Here is a 14,452-nt window from a genome sequence, read left to right as displayed (position 1 = left end):
TTACTATTTCTTACGATTTGCGTAAACCTCCATCGCATCACACATAAACTGAGCTAAACCTTCGCCAAACTTATCGATATTTTTCGTAAAGCGCTCATCAGCGACGTACATTTGACCAAGTCCTTTAAAAGCATCTAATGAATATTCACCGAAGTTTTGCAAATAATCGTACCATACTCCAATTGCTTCTTGTGCCTCTTTAGAATCTGGTGCACCATGTCTAAGCGCCGCTAAATTTCTGTAAATCGTATTAAACTCTTCTTGATTATCTTTTGACATACCTTTCGCATATTCATTCGCTTTATCTACAGCTGCGTCTCCCCATCTTTCACGCGCTTCTTCTTCGTACGGATTATGGCTGAAATCGAAGCCTTCAAATTTCTCTTTATTCGTCATTTCAATCTCTCCTTTTGTATGCTGAATTGTCTTATCAATCGTCGCAATCACTTTATCTAACCTAGCCCGCTTTTCAAGAAGCATTTTTTTATGAAGCTGCAATGCTTCTTCCCGGTCAAATGATGGACTCATGATAATGTCTTTAATTTTCTTCAAAGGGAAGCCTAATTCTTTAAAAAATAAAATTTGCTGCAACGTCTCTAAATTTTCATTGGAATACAGACGATATCCAGACTCTGTCGTCTCGTCTGGGGTTAACAACCCGATTTCATCGTAATGATGCAGTGTGCGCACACTAATTCCAACTAAATTAGCTACTTCTTTTACCTTCATTGCCATGTGTATCTCCCCCTTAGTACATACGATAAAGTATGACGCAACGTTAGAGTCAATAAGTAAATTCATTTTATCTTAAAAAGTTTCATCTCTCCTATATTTCATGCATAATAGATATGTACATATATTAGAAAGCGGTGAAAGTATGGTTTCAAATACTGTAATTGCCAGCATCATCTTTCAACTCATTGTCTCGATTCTGGTCCCAATTATTGTACTCGTTTATTTCCGTAAAAAATATAATATAAATTGGAAAGTAGTCGGCGTTGGTGTTCTTATCTTTATCGGATTTACCCAAATTCTCGAAACACCATTCCACCTATTTATGCGCGGTAATCCAGCAATCGCTCCAATTTTAGAAAATCCATTTGTTTTCGCACTCTATGGCGGACTCACTGCTGGTATTTTTGAAGAATTAGGACGCTTCGTTGCCTTCTTCTTCCTACTAAAAAAATATCAAGAATATAAAGATGGCTTTGCTTACGGAATAGGTCACGGCGGGATAGAATCCATTTTAGTTGGCGGATTCTCTGCATTCCAAGCACTTATATTTGCGAATTCAATTAACAACGGTAGCTTCGCCCAGATGGTCGAAAAAATGCCGGAACTAAGTCGCCTACAGGACATGTTAATTCAGCAACCTGCCTACTTATACTTCCTTGGTAGCTTAGAAAGAATTATGGCACTCGTGCTTCAAATCGCCTTTACAATGCTTGTTTTATACGCAGTGCAGCAGAAGAAATATATCTTCCTTGTGTACGCTATACTATTCCACGCACTTGTAGACTTCTTCGCGGCACTTTACCAAACGAAAACAATTAACATCTTTGTTGCAGAAGGAATCACCCTTCTCTTCACAATTGGTGCTATCATTCTTATTCGTAAAATGAAAGAGAAATTAATGAGTGTGCCGGAATAAAAAATAACCCGCCAATTGGTGGGTTATTTTTTATAAGGATTATCATAGTGATGATAACTTTTGCCACTTTGCAGCTCCTTCTTTGTTTCTGCATCTATAACGATGTACTTGTGTAACTCTTCTACTTCATTTTGAGAAAAGGAAGCGAAAAAATAAACTTGGCGATCAGGGTGAATAAAAGAATCTTGAAGCACCACTTCACCCCGACAACCCGCGGCTGTTTTTTGTAGAAAAGAAAGTTCTTCATCGGGTACTTCTTTAAATAAAATCTTTTTTCGAACACTATACGCTGCATTATTGTATTCTTTATACATTTTCTTATCTAACTGTTCGTAAAACACATCTTCGCTCACAAATGGCTTATTTCGATTACTTGGATAACCTAACTTTTGATTGGATTGTGCATATGTTGTGGACATTTGCGTCAGAAAACACATCATGAATACGATACATATCATTTTTTTCATACTGGCACCTCAATTTTCATTATCCACATTACTTTTCCATATATATAAATCACTATGCACTTTCCAATAAAAAGGAATTTTTTTCGCATTTGTCGAAGTATATAGCGTCAACTTGAAAGATGGGGATGAATTATGAAGAAAATTATTGTAATACGACATTGTTCAGCAACTGGCCAAGAACGTGATGCCGAATTAACGACCGATGGAAAAAAACAAGCAAACACCCTTGCTACATTCCTCTTAGAAAACCAACTACAAATAGATCATATTATTTCAAGCCCATTTGTGCGAGCTATCGATTCTATTCGGCCCTATGCACTCCAAGCTAATTTGTCTATCCAAGAAGATGAACGATTAGCTGAACGCATATTAAGCGACGTTCCAATGGACGATTGGATGCAAAAACTAGAATCTACTTTTATAAATATAGATATTGCCTTTTCAGGCGGAGAGTCAACAAAACAAGCAACGGACCGTGCTATATCGCTTATCGAAGACGTTTTAAAATTAAACCATTCTACAACATTACTCGTTACACATGGAAACTTACTTACGCTCATTTTAAAGCACCTTGATCATACGATCGGCTTTCATGAATGGAAAGCTTTAACCAATCCTGATATGTACGAAATTACAATTGATGAACAATGTAGCCTAAAACGATTATGGAAAGCACCGTCCAAGTAATATCTCTTTCCAACACATTCAGTTGACGCCACGAGAAGGAACTGTACTAATAATAGAAAGGGGTATCACTCCATATGTACGAAGATGTACTTGCTTTACTACATAAAACAAATGTTTCTTATGAAAAATTTGAACATGAACCGGTACTCGATTATGAGACAGATCGGATCGTACGCGAGAGGCTTGGCTTACAAGGCACTCCAAGTAAAAGCTTATTTTTAAAATCAAAGGCTGGAGATTATTACGTATTTTTCACGTTAGAGGGCACAAGGCTTAACCGCGGAGAGATGAAAGAACTAACGGGAGAACGCTTATCTCTCTGTTCTCCTGATGAACTGCGAGACAAAACTGGTTGTACGCCGGGATGTGTAGCTCCTTTCGGGTATTCACACGATGTAACAATTATTGTGGATAACGCTATTTATACGTACGATAAAATTTTAATTACACCTGGTGTACCTGAATTTACAATTGAATTATCCACAGAAGAATTAAAAAAGATTTTATTAACATGTTCAAATACTGTTTTGGAGTACAAACAAAAAGAGAGCTAATCATTAGCTCCCTTTTTTCATTATTTTGCTTCTGCTGTGTTTTCTTTTGCAGAACGAACTTGCTCGTCCGCATGGTAAGAAGAACGCACAAGTGGGCCAGCTTCACAGTGGCTAAAGCCTTTGCTAAGTGCAATTTCTTTTAGCTCTGCAAATTCTGCTGGTGGGTAATATTTAAGAACTGGTAAATGCTTCTTAGATGGTTGTAGGTATTGTCCAAGAGTTAAAATATCTACATTGTTTGCACGTAAGTCATCCATTGCTTCAATTAAATCTTCTCTCGTTTCACCTAAGCCCACCATAATGCTCGATTTAGTTGGAATATCAGGCTGCATTTCTTTTGCTCGACGTAAAAACTCTAATGAACGATCATATTTTGCTCTAGCGCGAACTCGGTCAGATAATCGACGTACTGTTTCAATGTTATGGTTTAAAATATCTGGTTTTGCATCCATTAACATTTTTAAGTTTTCTTCTACTCCACCCATATCAGATGGTAATACTTCGATTGACGTAAATGGATTTTTACGACGTACAGCGCGTACTGTTTCAGCAAAAACAGCTGCTCCACCATCTTTTAAATCATCACGTGCAACCGCTGTTATAACAACGTGCTTTAAGCCCATCTGTACTACAGAATCTGCTACGCGTTCTGGCTCTTGTAAATCAAGCTCAGTTGGTAAGCCTGTTTTAACCGCACAAAAACGACAAGCACGTGTACAAACCGCACCTAAAATCATAAATGTTGCTGTTTTTCTTACAGCCCAGCATTCATGAATATTCGGACATTTTGCTTCCTCACAAACTGTATGAAGATTTTTAGAACGCATCATTTTCTTTAAGCCTGTATAGTTTTCATTCGTGTTTAACTTAATTTTCAACCATTCGGGCTTGCGCTTATATTCTGTTTGTTTTGTCATGGTTATCAACTCCGCACAATATGAAATAGTTTACCGTGTTCGCTTCTTTCAATGTAACATATCTATTCTAACGTATGAAAGCGATTTGCTCAAATGAAGATTCTAAGATTTTTTCCAATCGTTCCCTATAATGAAATACTCCGTATATCCCACACTAAAAAGAGTGATGATGTGAAAGGAGTCTATTTCATGCTTCGAAAAATTTCTCTTTTGCTTTCGATTTGCTTTCTTCTCCACCAAAACATCGCTTACGGTGAAGATAATCAGCAAAGCATATACGAAAAGCGCATGGCACTATATAAAGAAACCGAGCAAGCTTCAGGCATTCCGTGGTATTACTTAGCTGCAATGGATCAATACGAAAGAAATATACGGAGCGTAAGAAAAGATATTCCGAAAAAACCAGATGCCATCATTTCCCTTTATTTCAAACCAGAAATATGGGCTGGACCTGTTAATGGTAACGACACTCTCCCCCATACAATTGCTCTATTTGGCGGGTTAGGTTTAGATGGTGACAAAGATGGATTTGCAAATGCAAATAACGACCGTGATCTTTTGCATACAGCAGCAACGATTTTAAAGAAACAAGGAACGTCAGAAGAACGTATTAAAATCATGCTCTGGGAATATTATAGACGTGCAAAAACAGTTGATTTAATCACCGAATACGCCCAAATTTATAAACATTATGGACGTATTAATTTAGAAGGAAATGCGTTTCCTCTCCCTATTCGCAGTGACCATAGCTACCGTAGTACTTTCGGCGCTGGAAGAAGTTTTGGAGGACGAAGAGTTCATGAAGGAACTGATATTTTTGCAGGCTATGGCGTGCCAGTAAGATCCACTTGCTATGGCATTATTGAAACAAAAGGCTGGAACCGCCTTGGCGGATGGCGCATCGGCATTCGCGACCTTCATAATAATTACCATTATTACGCTCATTTAGGTGGATTCTCAAAAGAAATACAGCTTGGGCAAATTGTCGAGCCTGGAAAAGTAATCGGATTTGTTGGTAGCACCGGTTACGGACCTCCCGGCACAGCTGGAAAATTCCCGCCCCACCTACATTTCGGTATGTATAAAGACAATGGTTATACAGAATGGGCTTTCGATCCATACATGCATTTAAGTCTTTGGGAGCGAAAAGAACGCGCGAATACAAAACGATAACCGTAGCACATTGCTACGGTTATTTTTTATATTCGACTAACTATCCGTTTTCTTTTTATCAGGTACAACAACACTTCCGCTTCCATAATACGTAGGCACTTCCCCTTGAACGATACGCGTCGCAATCGGAACATCTTGTTTTACTTTTATTTCTTTCGTATGAAATGGAATAATGACTTGCAACGTCACTTCCATCTCCATAATAATTTGAATCGCTGTCGTATTGATTCCGTGCGGCTCAATTTTTTGTTTAATATCCGTATTCACATGACCAATCGTTGTGAAATCAATTGGAATGTCGGGTCCGATATTTCCAAGAAGTGCATTATTTGTTACACGGCCAAACGGAACTGCCATTGTTGCCCCATTTTTTTCAGAAATACCTAGCCCCTTCAAATTCCCTTGTTCTACTTGCTGTAAATATTTTTCTATGTATGTGGTCGTTGACGTTACGATTTCATTTACTTGCTTCGTATTTAAATTAATTGTGGATACTTTCCCGTTTTTATCATTTTGTACTTTCATTAATGAATCGACATCGAATCCCTCATCAATTCTATCTTTTACCGCCTTCGTCATAACCGCTGTCGCCATTTTATGTGTCTCTACTTCTCCATATTTCATTAATGTCGGCTGAATGCTGCTATTCACAATCCATAATCCTTGCACGAGTAATATGACAAAAAGAATAAACGACATAAGCAGTATATGCCGAAAGGAAACAGGTCCCCTTCGAAACCGCGAATTTTTCGAACGAAATATACTCATACAAAACCCTCCTTCTTATATCATTTCTATGCAAGAAGGAGGGACGATATATGCTTATCTCATTTTTAATAATGCTTCTTTTCCGATTGTGCCAGCCGTAATACCTAACGCTTCGGCTTCAATCGTTACTGATTCTAGCGGTGCTTCAAGAAGTTGTTCAATCGTTCTTACACCAACCGCGCGGCCAGCAATAATACCTCGATCCCCTAACTTCTCATTTAAAAGACCTACATCTAATGCACCGCACATAATATATCCTTTATCGCTCATTACAGCTAGCAAATTTGTCTTTGGAAGTTTGACGCTAACCGCAATAAACGTATAATTATCGATTATAATTGTCTCCACATTAACCATAGTTCACACTCCTCTCTTTCTTATCTGTATGACAAGAGAAAAATGAGTGTTACAAGTTAACTAGCCTATAGTTTGACGGAAGATGTATAAGTTATTAACATGTCTGTTAACACATCTCTAAGTAGTTCTGGCATATAATATTGTTTGTCAGAAAGTGTGGATAGCTCTGGGTATAAGTAGCCGAATGTAAACATATCAATCGTTCCTACTGTATATATACGATCTAACTCAAGCGATTCCCCGTTAATCAATACATCTTCGAGTAAAATTTTATTCCCAGGAATCGTATCTGGAATGACTTCTACACCAGCGTAAATCATTTTTCCCATTACTTTCCCGCGGAATCCGAATCCTTTTACCTCAAGGTTCTCCATATTCGGGCGGCGTGCTTTCAAGATCACTTCTCGTAACGTTTTCCCCGGCACTTTCAATAAACATGGATTAATGGGATGTGGACAAATTCTGTGAATATCTCCGCGCGTCACAACGCCTTCTTCTAATCCTTCAAGAAGTACACCAGCGTTCACCATACCAATCTCTGCACCACACCAGTTTTTCAGCGCATTTGCTAACATGTGCGAAAATGCTGTCTCATGAAACCAATCAACCGGTAATGATTCCTTTAAATGAACGACAGGCTCTTCCATAATATGTTCACTTTCTTCCTGCAGCGCTTCAATTGTGGATAACGGTTTGCTATAAGCACCTAAACGTTCAGTCTTAATCGCTCTACCATCCTTTTTCAACAACTTCTTCGTCTCTTTATCCACAGTAAGCTGAACGTGCCCAACGTAACGTCCCCACTTCTCACAACAGCATAGTAACGTATTATTCATAAGAACACCACGCTCAAATAAATGATGCGTATGTGCCCCTAAAATAACATCTATATCATAATGCTCCGCCATATGCTCATCCATGCTTTTTCCAAGGTGAGAAAGGACAACCGTTATATGAGCCTCATCTCTCACTTCTTCTAAAATAGACTCTAAATGCTCGATTGGATCTTCAATATGCCAATCTAACATTTGATAAAACTCTGGATACGCAACCGTTAATCCGATAAAAGCAATCGTAATCCCATCTGTCGTTGTATGTAATTTATAAGGCTTTGCCCACTCCGGACGTACCCCTTCTTTTTCAAATAAATTCGCGACAAGCACCTCAAATCCAGCATCATCATATAGGCGATTCAAATGCTCCTTCGCTAACGTAATTCCTTCATTGTTTCCGATCGTTACATAATCATATAACGCCTCATTTAAAAGCTTCGTATTGCCAAGCCCATTCGTCGCTTCCGAAATACTATGAAAACGATCCACATGATCGCCGATATCTACAGTCAAAACGGTCTCTCCCGCTTCCTGTCTTCGCTTTTTCTCTCCTTGTACAAACCGAGAAATTTGCGGCCAATTTTCAAAATGACTATGTATATCGTTTGTATGATAAAGGTGGATCATTGTTTCTTTATTTATATTCAGAGAAAAAACCTCCTCTCAGTTCCTTACTGCCATTTACGCTATGCGTACGCAATAATCCTGTAAATACTTTTCGTCTTTTCTTGCTATTTTACATTGTACTCGCATTGTGAGAAAAAGCAAAAGATTGCCCTTTTTCATATGAGAAACTTTCTTTTTAGTTGTTGGATTCGTTGAGAGAACGGGGGTGGGATTTGTCAGAAAGTTTGTTGAGTGGTTTTACGAGGTGTTTGTTTGGTTTTCTTGTGGGGGTGTTGTGGGGGTTCCTTGTGGGGGTTTGTCAATATCTTAGCCTCAACTACTTCCATTCGGCCACTTCATGCATATCATCTAAATATTGAGGGGTATACGCCCGCTCTGCTATGTCGTAATTTGTTGATAAGTCGATATTCCTTGTCGAATCGCCGATATATTGAAATAATCGCTGATATATTGAAATAATCGTCGATATATTTGAAAAATCGCTGATATATTGAAATGTATACTAGCAGGGGTATACTCATGCATATATACCTTGTAACACGACATATGTCGTGTTACAATCTCATTATAAGGTGGTGAACCATAAAATGGATAAAGAGATATTAAAAGGAAGTATTGATATTTTACTTCTCTCCATCATTAAACAGCACGATACGTACGGATATGAAATTATTCAAAAGCTAAAAGAAAACAGCAATGATTTATACACAATGAGCCAAGGTACACTCTATCCAGCACTCAAACGTCTGGAACAAAAGGATTTAATAAATTCCTACTGGGGCGAATCTGAAACGGGTATGAAACGAAAATTTTATCGCATCACTACGAACGGAAAGAAAATTTTAGAAGAAAAACTAACAGCGTGGGATTCAGTTACAGCTCTTATTAAAACTTGTCAGAAAGGAGCTTTAAATTAATGACGATTGAAAAATACATAAAGAGTATCGTTCAAAAAACAAACCTATCCCAATCTGATAAAAGCGAACTATACTTCGAAATTTATGATCATCTCACAAGCTTAAAACAAGAATTTCTCGATCAAGGAAAATCTGAAAAAGAAGCTACTGCATTAGCCATTCAAAACTTTGGAGAAGCCTCTACTTTAGGAACTGAAATTGAAAAAGCGATGCAATCTTCTACTCAAAAATATGTACAGTGGATTGGCTGGGGATTGTTTTTACCGTATTCGCTTATTTTGTTATTTAAACTATTGCTCGGGAGGTCAGCTTTTTACTTTGGTAATCTGAAGTACTTCTTTGAAACAGGTGACTGGCATGCTATACACGGTGGGTTAATAAACTTAGTTCCTTTCAGAAGTACAATCAACTATTTAAGTGGATTCGATCCTACTCATTTACTAGATCCTTATAATATAGAAATCGTACTTATGAACACATTAGGAAACGTCATCATATTCATCCCATTCGGATTCCTGCTACCTTTATTATTTAAACAAATTAACAATGTAAAAATAGCATCCAAAATTTTTATTAAGTTTATTTTATTAATTGAATCGTTACAACTCCTTACCTTTACTGGTGTTTTCGATATTGATGACATCATATTGAATATGCTAGGAGCTTTAATTGGGTACGGTTCTTTTGTTGGGATGAAGTATATTTTGGAACGTGTTAAATCTGTGGATAAGGTGGATACGATTTAAGTTCGGGGTATACGACCTGTTCTTCCTGTCGTAATTTGTTGATAAGTCGATATCCTTTGTCGAATCGCCGATATATTGAAATAATCGCTGATATATTCGGAGTTATCGTCGATATATTTGAAAAATCGCTGATATATTTAGCCAGAAACCCACCTGGGTATCTCGGCTAACCCCACCCCAAGCCAAGCTCACACAATAAAAAAAGCGCCCTGCACAGCAGGGCGCTTTCTTCATACATATATTGTCCAGCTTCGCCTCCTAGACCCTCATGTCTAAGAACCTTCCGCACGAGAAGATAAAAAGCATCTTCTGTGCGGAAGAACCTTAGCCAACGGGTCTGAACAGTCGGCTCCGCATTTCTATTTAACCGATAGAACCTTCCATCTCAAACTTGATTAGGCGGTTCATTTCAACTGCGTATTCCATTGGAAGTTCGCGAGTGAATGGCTCGATGAAGCCCATTACGATCATTTCTGTAGCTTCTTGCTCAGAAATACCACGGCTCATTAGGTAGAATAATTGTTCTTCTGATACTTTCGATACTTTCGCCTCGTGCTCAAGTGAAACGTAATCGTTTTTAATTTCGTTGTAAGGAATTGTATCAGATGTAGATTGGTTATCCATGATTAACGTGTCACACTCGATGTTAGAGCGAGAGTTTTTCGCTTTTGGTCCGAAGTGTACAATACCACGGTAAGTTACTTTACCACCATGCTTCGCAATCGATTTAGAAACGATTGTTGAAGATGTGTTTGGTGCTAAGTGAATCATTTTCGCACCAGCATCTTGGTGTTGGCCTTTACCAGCAATCGCGATAGATAATGTTAAACCACGAGCACCTTCGCCTTTTAAGATAACTGCTGGGTATTTCATCGTTAATTTAGATCCGATGTTACCGTCAATCCATTCCATCGTTGCGTTTTCTTCACAAACCGCACGTTTTGTAACTAGGTTGTATACGTTGTTCGCCCAGTTTTGGATTGTTGTATAACGGCAATATGCATCTTTCTTAATGATGATTTCTACTACCGCACTGTGAAGTGAGTTAGTCGTGTAAACAGGTGCTGTACAACCTTCTACGTAGTGTACGTGTGCGCCTTCGTCTACGATGATAAGCGTACGCTCGAATTGTCCCATATTTTCAGAGTTAATACGGAAATACGCTTGAAGTGGTGTATCAACTTTCACACCTTTTGGAACGTAGATGAATGATCCACCAGACCAAACTGCAGAGTTTAATGCTGCGAATTTGTTGTCTGTTGGTGGGATTACTTTTCCGAAATGCTCACGGAAAATATCTTCGTTCTCTTTTAATGCGCTATCTGTATCTTTGAAGACGATTCCTAGAGCTTCTAGGTCTTCTTTCATGTTGTGGTATACAACTTCAGATTCGTACTGTGCAGATACACCAGCTAAATATTTTTGCTCAGCTTCTGGAATACCTAATTTATCAAATGTCGCTTTAATTTCATCAGGTACTTCATCCCAAGACTTCTCAGATTTCTCAGATGGTTTTACGTAGTACGTAATTTCATCGAAATCTAAGTCGTTTAAGTCGCCGCCCCATTGTGGCATTGGCATTTCATAGAACTTATCCAGTGATTTTAAACGGAAGTCTAACATCCACTGTGGTTCTTCTTTCATACGTGAAATCTCTTCAACGATCTCTTTTGTTAAACCGCGTCCAGCACGGAAAATCGAAACGTCTTTGTCTTTGAAACCATATTTATAATCGCCGATATCTGGCAGTTGCTTCGCCATGTTGGTGTGTCCCTCCTTAGATAACCTCGTTTTTAGGAACCTTTAACATTACTTATCTTCGTTTAAGCCCTTTTCTAACGCTTTCCACGCTAATGTTGCACATTTAATACGTGCAGGGAACTTGCATACGCCTTGTAATGCTTCAATATCTCCTAAATCGATGCTGTCATCGTACTCTTTTCCTAGCATCATGTCAGAGAAAATTTTAGAAAGCTGAAGCGCCTCTTCAATTTTCTTACCTTTTACTGCTTGTGTCATCATGGAAGCTGAAGACATTGAGATAGAACATCCTTCTCCTTCAAACTTCGCTTCTTGCACAATACCTTCTTCTACTTTCATCGTAAGTTGAATACGATCGCCGCAAGTTGGATTGTTCAAGTTAACTGTAACACTATCTTCTAGCACGCCATGGTTACGAGGATTTTTGTAATGATCCATAATAACTTGACGATATAACGTATCTAAATTATTAAATGACATTTGTGAAATACTCCTTTGTCTTGATTAGCGATTCAACAAATGTATCAATTTCTTCTTTTGTATTATATAAATAGAAGCTCGCACGTGCTGTTGAAGAAGCTTTCAGCCACTTCATAAGCGGTTGTGCACAGTGGTGTCCTGCGCGAACCGCAATACCTTCTACATCTAATACAGTCGCTACATCGTGAGGATGTACGTCTTCAATATTAAATGTAACAAGACCAGCGCGATGCTTTGGACCATAAATTGTAACGCCATCTACTTCTGATAGTCTTTCTAAAGCGTATTGCGCTAATTCATGCTCATGCTTTTCAATATTATCAAGACCGATTTCTTCTAGGAAATCAATTGCCGCACCAAGTCCGATTGCATTACCGATAATCGGTGTACCTGCTTCAAACTTCCACGGAAGCTCTTTCCAAGTAGATTCTTGTAAATCTACGAAATCAATCATTTCACCGCCAAATTCAATTGGCTCCATATTGTTTAGCAATTCTTTCTTACCATATAATACGCCGATACCTGTAGGTCCGCACATCTTATGAGCAGATAATGCGTAGAAATCACAGTTTAAATCTTGTACATCTACTTTCATATGAGGTGTACTTTGTGCACCGTCAACGACCATAATTGCGCCATTCTCATGTGCGATTGCTCCGATTTCTTTTACAGGGTTAATCGTTCCAAGTACGTTAGAAACATACATGATAGAAACGATTTTTGTATTCGGTGTAATTGTTTGACGAGCATCTTCTATTGAAATTGTCCCATCTGGTTGAAGCGGAAGATATTTTAAAGTTGCACCAGTTTTCTTCGCAACTTGTTGCCACGGAATGATGTTACTATGGTGCTCCATGTAAGAAATAACGATTTCATCGCCTTCTTTTACATTTTCAAGACCATAGCTAGCCGCTACTGTATTTAATGCAGTTGTCGTTCCGCGCGTGAAAATAATCTCTTCCATTGATTTCGCATTAATAAACTTGCGAACTTTCTCCCGTGCACCTTCATACGCGTCGGTAGCTTTCGTACCGAGCGTATGAACACCGCGATGCACGTTAGAATTGTATTCTTTATAGTAACGTTCTAACGTTTCAATGACTTGAATTGGTTTTTGAGAAGTTGCTGCACTATCGAAATAAACAAGTTGTTTGCCGTTCACTTTTTGATCAAGAATTGGAAACTGTTTGCGTATTTCATGAATATTCATTAGCGAACTTTCCTTTCAATTACCTCAACAAGCTGTGCTTTTACTCCTTCAATTGGAAGCTCATTAACTACAGGTGCTAAGAATCCATGGATGACTAAACGTTCTGCTTCGCGTTTTGGAATACCACGGCTCATTAAGTAGTATAGTTGAGTTGGATCTACGCGACCTACTGAAGCTGCGTGACCTGCCATAACATCATCTTCGTCAATTAAAAGAATTGGGTTTGCATCACCGCGTGCTTTCTCATCTAACATAAGAACGCGAGAAGATTGTTGTGCATTTGACTTAGATGCACCGTGTTCAATCTTACCAATTCCGTTAAAGATAGATGTTGCACTATCTTTCTGTACACCGTGTTTTAAAATCCAACCTTCAGAATGTTTACCGAAGTGAACAACTTTAGTTGTAAAGTTTTGTGTTTGGTTACCACGGCCAATTGTTACTGTTTTCGTATCAGCATATGAACCGTCGCCCATTAAGTTTGTAACGTTCTCTGAAATTGTGTTTCCGTCATTCATAAGGCCTAGAGCCCAATCAACGCGGCCGTCGCGTCCAACAATACCGCGGCGGTTAACGTAAGTTGTTACGTCTTTTGCTAATAAATCAACCGCACCGAATTTCACTTGTGCGCCTTGTTCCACGATTACTTCTGCTACGATATTTGCAATACCTTTAGCATTTTCATTTGCAACGTAGTTTTCTACATAAGTTGCAGTACTGTTCGCATCAGCTACGAATAATACGTGGTTATATACGTTAGCTTCTTCGCCGTCTACTAAGAATACAGCTTGAAGTGGCGTTTCAAGAACAACGTTTTTCGGAACATATACGAATGCACCACCGTTGATTAATGCAGCATGAAGTGCAGTTAGACGATGCTCGTCTACCTTCACGCCGTCTTTCATTAAGTACTTTTGTACTAGTTCAGCATGCTCTGTTGCAGCTGTTACGATGTCTGTGAAAATAACACCTTTTTCTTTTGCTTCGTCTGCTAAAGAAACGAATGCAGTTGTACCAGTACGTTGCACTAATACGCTGTTATTTTCATCGATTAAGTTTTTCACTGCTTCTGGAAGCTCTGTTAAAGAACTTACAGGCTCTTGCTTAGCAGCGTCGCCTTTTCCGATAAAGTCCCATTTGTCAATTTTCGTTTTATCAGGAGTTGGCATTGGAAGTTCAGTTGCTTGTGCAAGAGCTTGTAAGCGGAACTCAGTCAACCAAGCTGCTTCGTTTACTTCGCTTGCGCGTTGACGGATTATTTCTTGATCGAAAGGTAATGTACCGATTGTCATGTTTATGCTCCT

General features: G+C 38.6%; 16 protein-coding genes. 6 read left to right on the top strand and 10 right to left on the bottom strand.

Features of this window, described 5'->3' with window-relative positions; translation table 11 throughout:
• Positions 1-3: 3 nt before the first annotated feature.
• Positions 4-735: a MerR family transcriptional regulator gene (locus tag LMD38_RS01985; RefSeq protein ID WP_061183273.1), complete on the bottom strand. Its 732-nt coding sequence runs from the start codon at positions 733-735 to the stop codon at positions 4-6.
• A gap of 100 nt (positions 736-835) precedes the next feature.
• Here LMD38_RS01985 and LMD38_RS01980 point away from each other — a divergent pair, with 100 nt between their 5' ends.
• Positions 836-1,651, top strand: a complete 816-nt coding sequence (locus tag LMD38_RS01980) for a YhfC family intramembrane metalloprotease (protein WP_061183274.1) — start codon at positions 836-838, stop codon at positions 1,649-1,651.
• A 23-nt stretch (positions 1,652-1,674) separates the two neighbouring features.
• Here the strand turns inward: LMD38_RS01980 and LMD38_RS01975 are convergent, their stop codons facing one another.
• Complete coding sequence (locus tag LMD38_RS01975) at positions 1,675-2,118, bottom strand: hypothetical protein (protein WP_016718824.1); 444 nt, start codon at positions 2,116-2,118, stop codon at positions 1,675-1,677.
• Between the two features lie 132 nt (positions 2,119-2,250).
• Between LMD38_RS01975 and LMD38_RS01970 the strand changes: the two genes are divergently transcribed.
• On the top strand, positions 2,251-2,805 hold the full coding sequence (locus LMD38_RS01970; RefSeq protein WP_016718825.1) for a histidine phosphatase family protein: 555 nt from the start codon (positions 2,251-2,253) through the stop codon (positions 2,803-2,805).
• A gap of 74 nt (positions 2,806-2,879) precedes the next feature.
• Positions 2,880-3,359: a YbaK/EbsC family protein gene (locus tag LMD38_RS01965; RefSeq protein WP_000272744.1), complete on the top strand. Its 480-nt coding sequence runs from the start codon at positions 2,880-2,882 to the stop codon at positions 3,357-3,359.
• A gap of 20 nt (positions 3,360-3,379) precedes the next feature.
• On the opposite strand, the gene lipA is transcribed toward LMD38_RS01965, so the two are convergent.
• Complete coding sequence (gene lipA / locus LMD38_RS01960) at positions 3,380-4,276, bottom strand: lipoyl synthase (protein WP_000166370.1); 897 nt, start codon at positions 4,274-4,276, stop codon at positions 3,380-3,382.
• Positions 4,277-4,465: 189 nt separating this feature from the next.
• Here lipA and LMD38_RS01955 point away from each other — a divergent pair, with 189 nt between their 5' ends.
• Complete coding sequence (locus LMD38_RS01955; RefSeq protein WP_016718826.1) at positions 4,466-5,449, top strand: M23 family metallopeptidase; 984 nt, start codon at positions 4,466-4,468, stop codon at positions 5,447-5,449.
• Positions 5,450-5,485: 36 nt separating this feature from the next.
• Here LMD38_RS01955 and yunB read toward each other — a convergent pair whose 3' ends face one another.
• The 3 genes from yunB to LMD38_RS01940 form a co-directional block, all read right to left on the bottom strand.
• Positions 5,486-6,217, bottom strand: a complete 732-nt coding sequence (gene yunB / locus LMD38_RS01950; RefSeq protein ID WP_062822286.1) for a sporulation protein YunB — start codon at positions 6,215-6,217, stop codon at positions 5,486-5,488.
• A gap of 54 nt (positions 6,218-6,271) precedes the next feature.
• Entirely contained in the window at positions 6,272-6,574 is a 303-nt protein-coding gene (locus tag LMD38_RS01945) for a YunC family protein (RefSeq protein ID WP_062822285.1), read from the bottom strand.
• A gap of 65 nt (positions 6,575-6,639) precedes the next feature.
• Entirely contained in the window at positions 6,640-8,034 is a 1,395-nt protein-coding gene (locus LMD38_RS01940) for a bifunctional metallophosphatase/5'-nucleotidase (protein WP_080454398.1), read from the bottom strand.
• A 587-nt stretch (positions 8,035-8,621) separates the two neighbouring features.
• On the opposite strand from LMD38_RS01940, the gene LMD38_RS01935 reads away from it, so the two are divergent.
• Together LMD38_RS01935 and LMD38_RS01930 are read left to right on the top strand one after the other, a co-directional pair.
• On the top strand, positions 8,622-8,951 hold the full coding sequence (locus tag LMD38_RS01935) for a PadR family transcriptional regulator (RefSeq protein ID WP_000356633.1): 330 nt from the start codon (positions 8,622-8,624) through the stop codon (positions 8,949-8,951).
• The gene (locus LMD38_RS01930; RefSeq protein WP_061183277.1) at positions 8,951-9,697 is read left to right on the top strand and encodes a VanZ family protein; all 747 of its coding nucleotides are present in this window, start codon (positions 8,951-8,953) and stop codon (positions 9,695-9,697) included. Before LMD38_RS01935 ends, LMD38_RS01930 begins: the two co-directional genes overlap by 1 nt.
• Positions 9,698-10,060: 363 nt before the next feature.
• On the opposite strand, the gene sufB is transcribed toward LMD38_RS01930, so the two are convergent.
• From sufB to sufD, 4 genes are read right to left on the bottom strand one after another with little or no spacing between them, the layout of a single operon-like run.
• Positions 10,061-11,458, bottom strand: a complete 1,398-nt coding sequence (gene sufB, locus LMD38_RS01925; RefSeq protein WP_001118823.1) for a Fe-S cluster assembly protein SufB — start codon at positions 11,456-11,458, stop codon at positions 10,061-10,063.
• A 48-nt stretch (positions 11,459-11,506) separates the two neighbouring features.
• Positions 11,507-11,938, bottom strand: coding sequence for a Fe-S cluster assembly sulfur transfer protein SufU (gene sufU / locus LMD38_RS01920; protein WP_000009523.1), 432 nt, complete (start codon positions 11,936-11,938; stop codon positions 11,507-11,509).
• The gene (sufS, locus tag LMD38_RS01915; protein ID WP_001020761.1) at positions 11,928-13,148 is read right to left on the bottom strand and encodes a cysteine desulfurase SufS; all 1,221 of its coding nucleotides are present in this window, start codon (positions 13,146-13,148) and stop codon (positions 11,928-11,930) included. The genes sufU and sufS overlap by 11 nt, the downstream gene beginning before the upstream one ends.
• Complete coding sequence (sufD, locus tag LMD38_RS01910; RefSeq protein ID WP_016718831.1) at positions 13,148-14,440, bottom strand: Fe-S cluster assembly protein SufD; 1,293 nt, start codon at positions 14,438-14,440, stop codon at positions 13,148-13,150. Before sufD ends, sufS begins: the two co-directional genes overlap by 1 nt.
• Positions 14,441-14,452 lie beyond the last annotated feature (12 nt).

Source organism: Bacillus pacificus (assembly GCF_020861345.1).
Taxonomy (GTDB): Bacteria; Bacillota; Bacilli; order Bacillales; family Bacillaceae_G; genus Bacillus_A; species Bacillus_A pacificus.
This window is presented reverse-complemented; position numbering and strand designations above follow the sequence as displayed.

Coding starts and splice junctions, on each gene's coding strand:
- LMD38_RS01985 (WP_061183273.1), bottom strand. CDS start 735: ATGGCAATGAAGGTAAAAGAAGTAGCTAATTTAGTTGGAATTAGTGTG.
- LMD38_RS01980 (WP_061183274.1), top strand. CDS start 836: ATGCATAATAGATATGTACATATATTAGAAAGCGGTGAAAGTATGGTT.
- LMD38_RS01975 (WP_016718824.1), bottom strand. CDS start 2,118: ATGAAAAAAATGATATGTATCGTATTCATGATGTGTTTTCTGACGCAA.
- LMD38_RS01970 (WP_016718825.1), top strand. CDS start 2,251: ATGAAGAAAATTATTGTAATACGACATTGTTCAGCAACTGGCCAAGAA.
- LMD38_RS01965 (WP_000272744.1), top strand. CDS start 2,880: ATGTACGAAGATGTACTTGCTTTACTACATAAAACAAATGTTTCTTAT.
- lipA (WP_000166370.1), bottom strand. CDS start 4,276: ATGACAAAACAAACAGAATATAAGCGCAAGCCCGAATGGTTGAAAATT.
- LMD38_RS01955 (WP_016718826.1), top strand. CDS start 4,466: ATGCTTCGAAAAATTTCTCTTTTGCTTTCGATTTGCTTTCTTCTCCAC.
- yunB (WP_062822286.1), bottom strand. CDS start 6,217: ATGAGTATATTTCGTTCGAAAAATTCGCGGTTTCGAAGGGGACCTGTT.
- LMD38_RS01945 (WP_062822285.1), bottom strand. CDS start 6,574: ATGGTTAATGTGGAGACAATTATAATCGATAATTATACGTTTATTGCG.
- LMD38_RS01940 (WP_080454398.1), bottom strand. CDS start 8,034: ATGATCCACCTTTATCATACAAACGATATACATAGTCATTTTGAAAAT.
- LMD38_RS01935 (WP_000356633.1), top strand. CDS start 8,622: ATGGATAAAGAGATATTAAAAGGAAGTATTGATATTTTACTTCTCTCC.
- LMD38_RS01930 (WP_061183277.1), top strand. CDS start 8,951: ATGACGATTGAAAAATACATAAAGAGTATCGTTCAAAAAACAAACCTA.
- sufB (WP_001118823.1), bottom strand. CDS start 11,458: ATGGCGAAGCAACTGCCAGATATCGGCGATTATAAATATGGTTTCAAA.
- sufU (WP_000009523.1), bottom strand. CDS start 11,938: ATGTCATTTAATAATTTAGATACGTTATATCGTCAAGTTATTATGGAT.
- sufS (WP_001020761.1), bottom strand. CDS start 13,148: ATGAATATTCATGAAATACGCAAACAGTTTCCAATTCTTGATCAAAAA.
- sufD (WP_016718831.1), bottom strand. CDS start 14,440: ATGACAATCGGTACATTACCTTTCGATCAAGAAATAATCCGTCAACGC.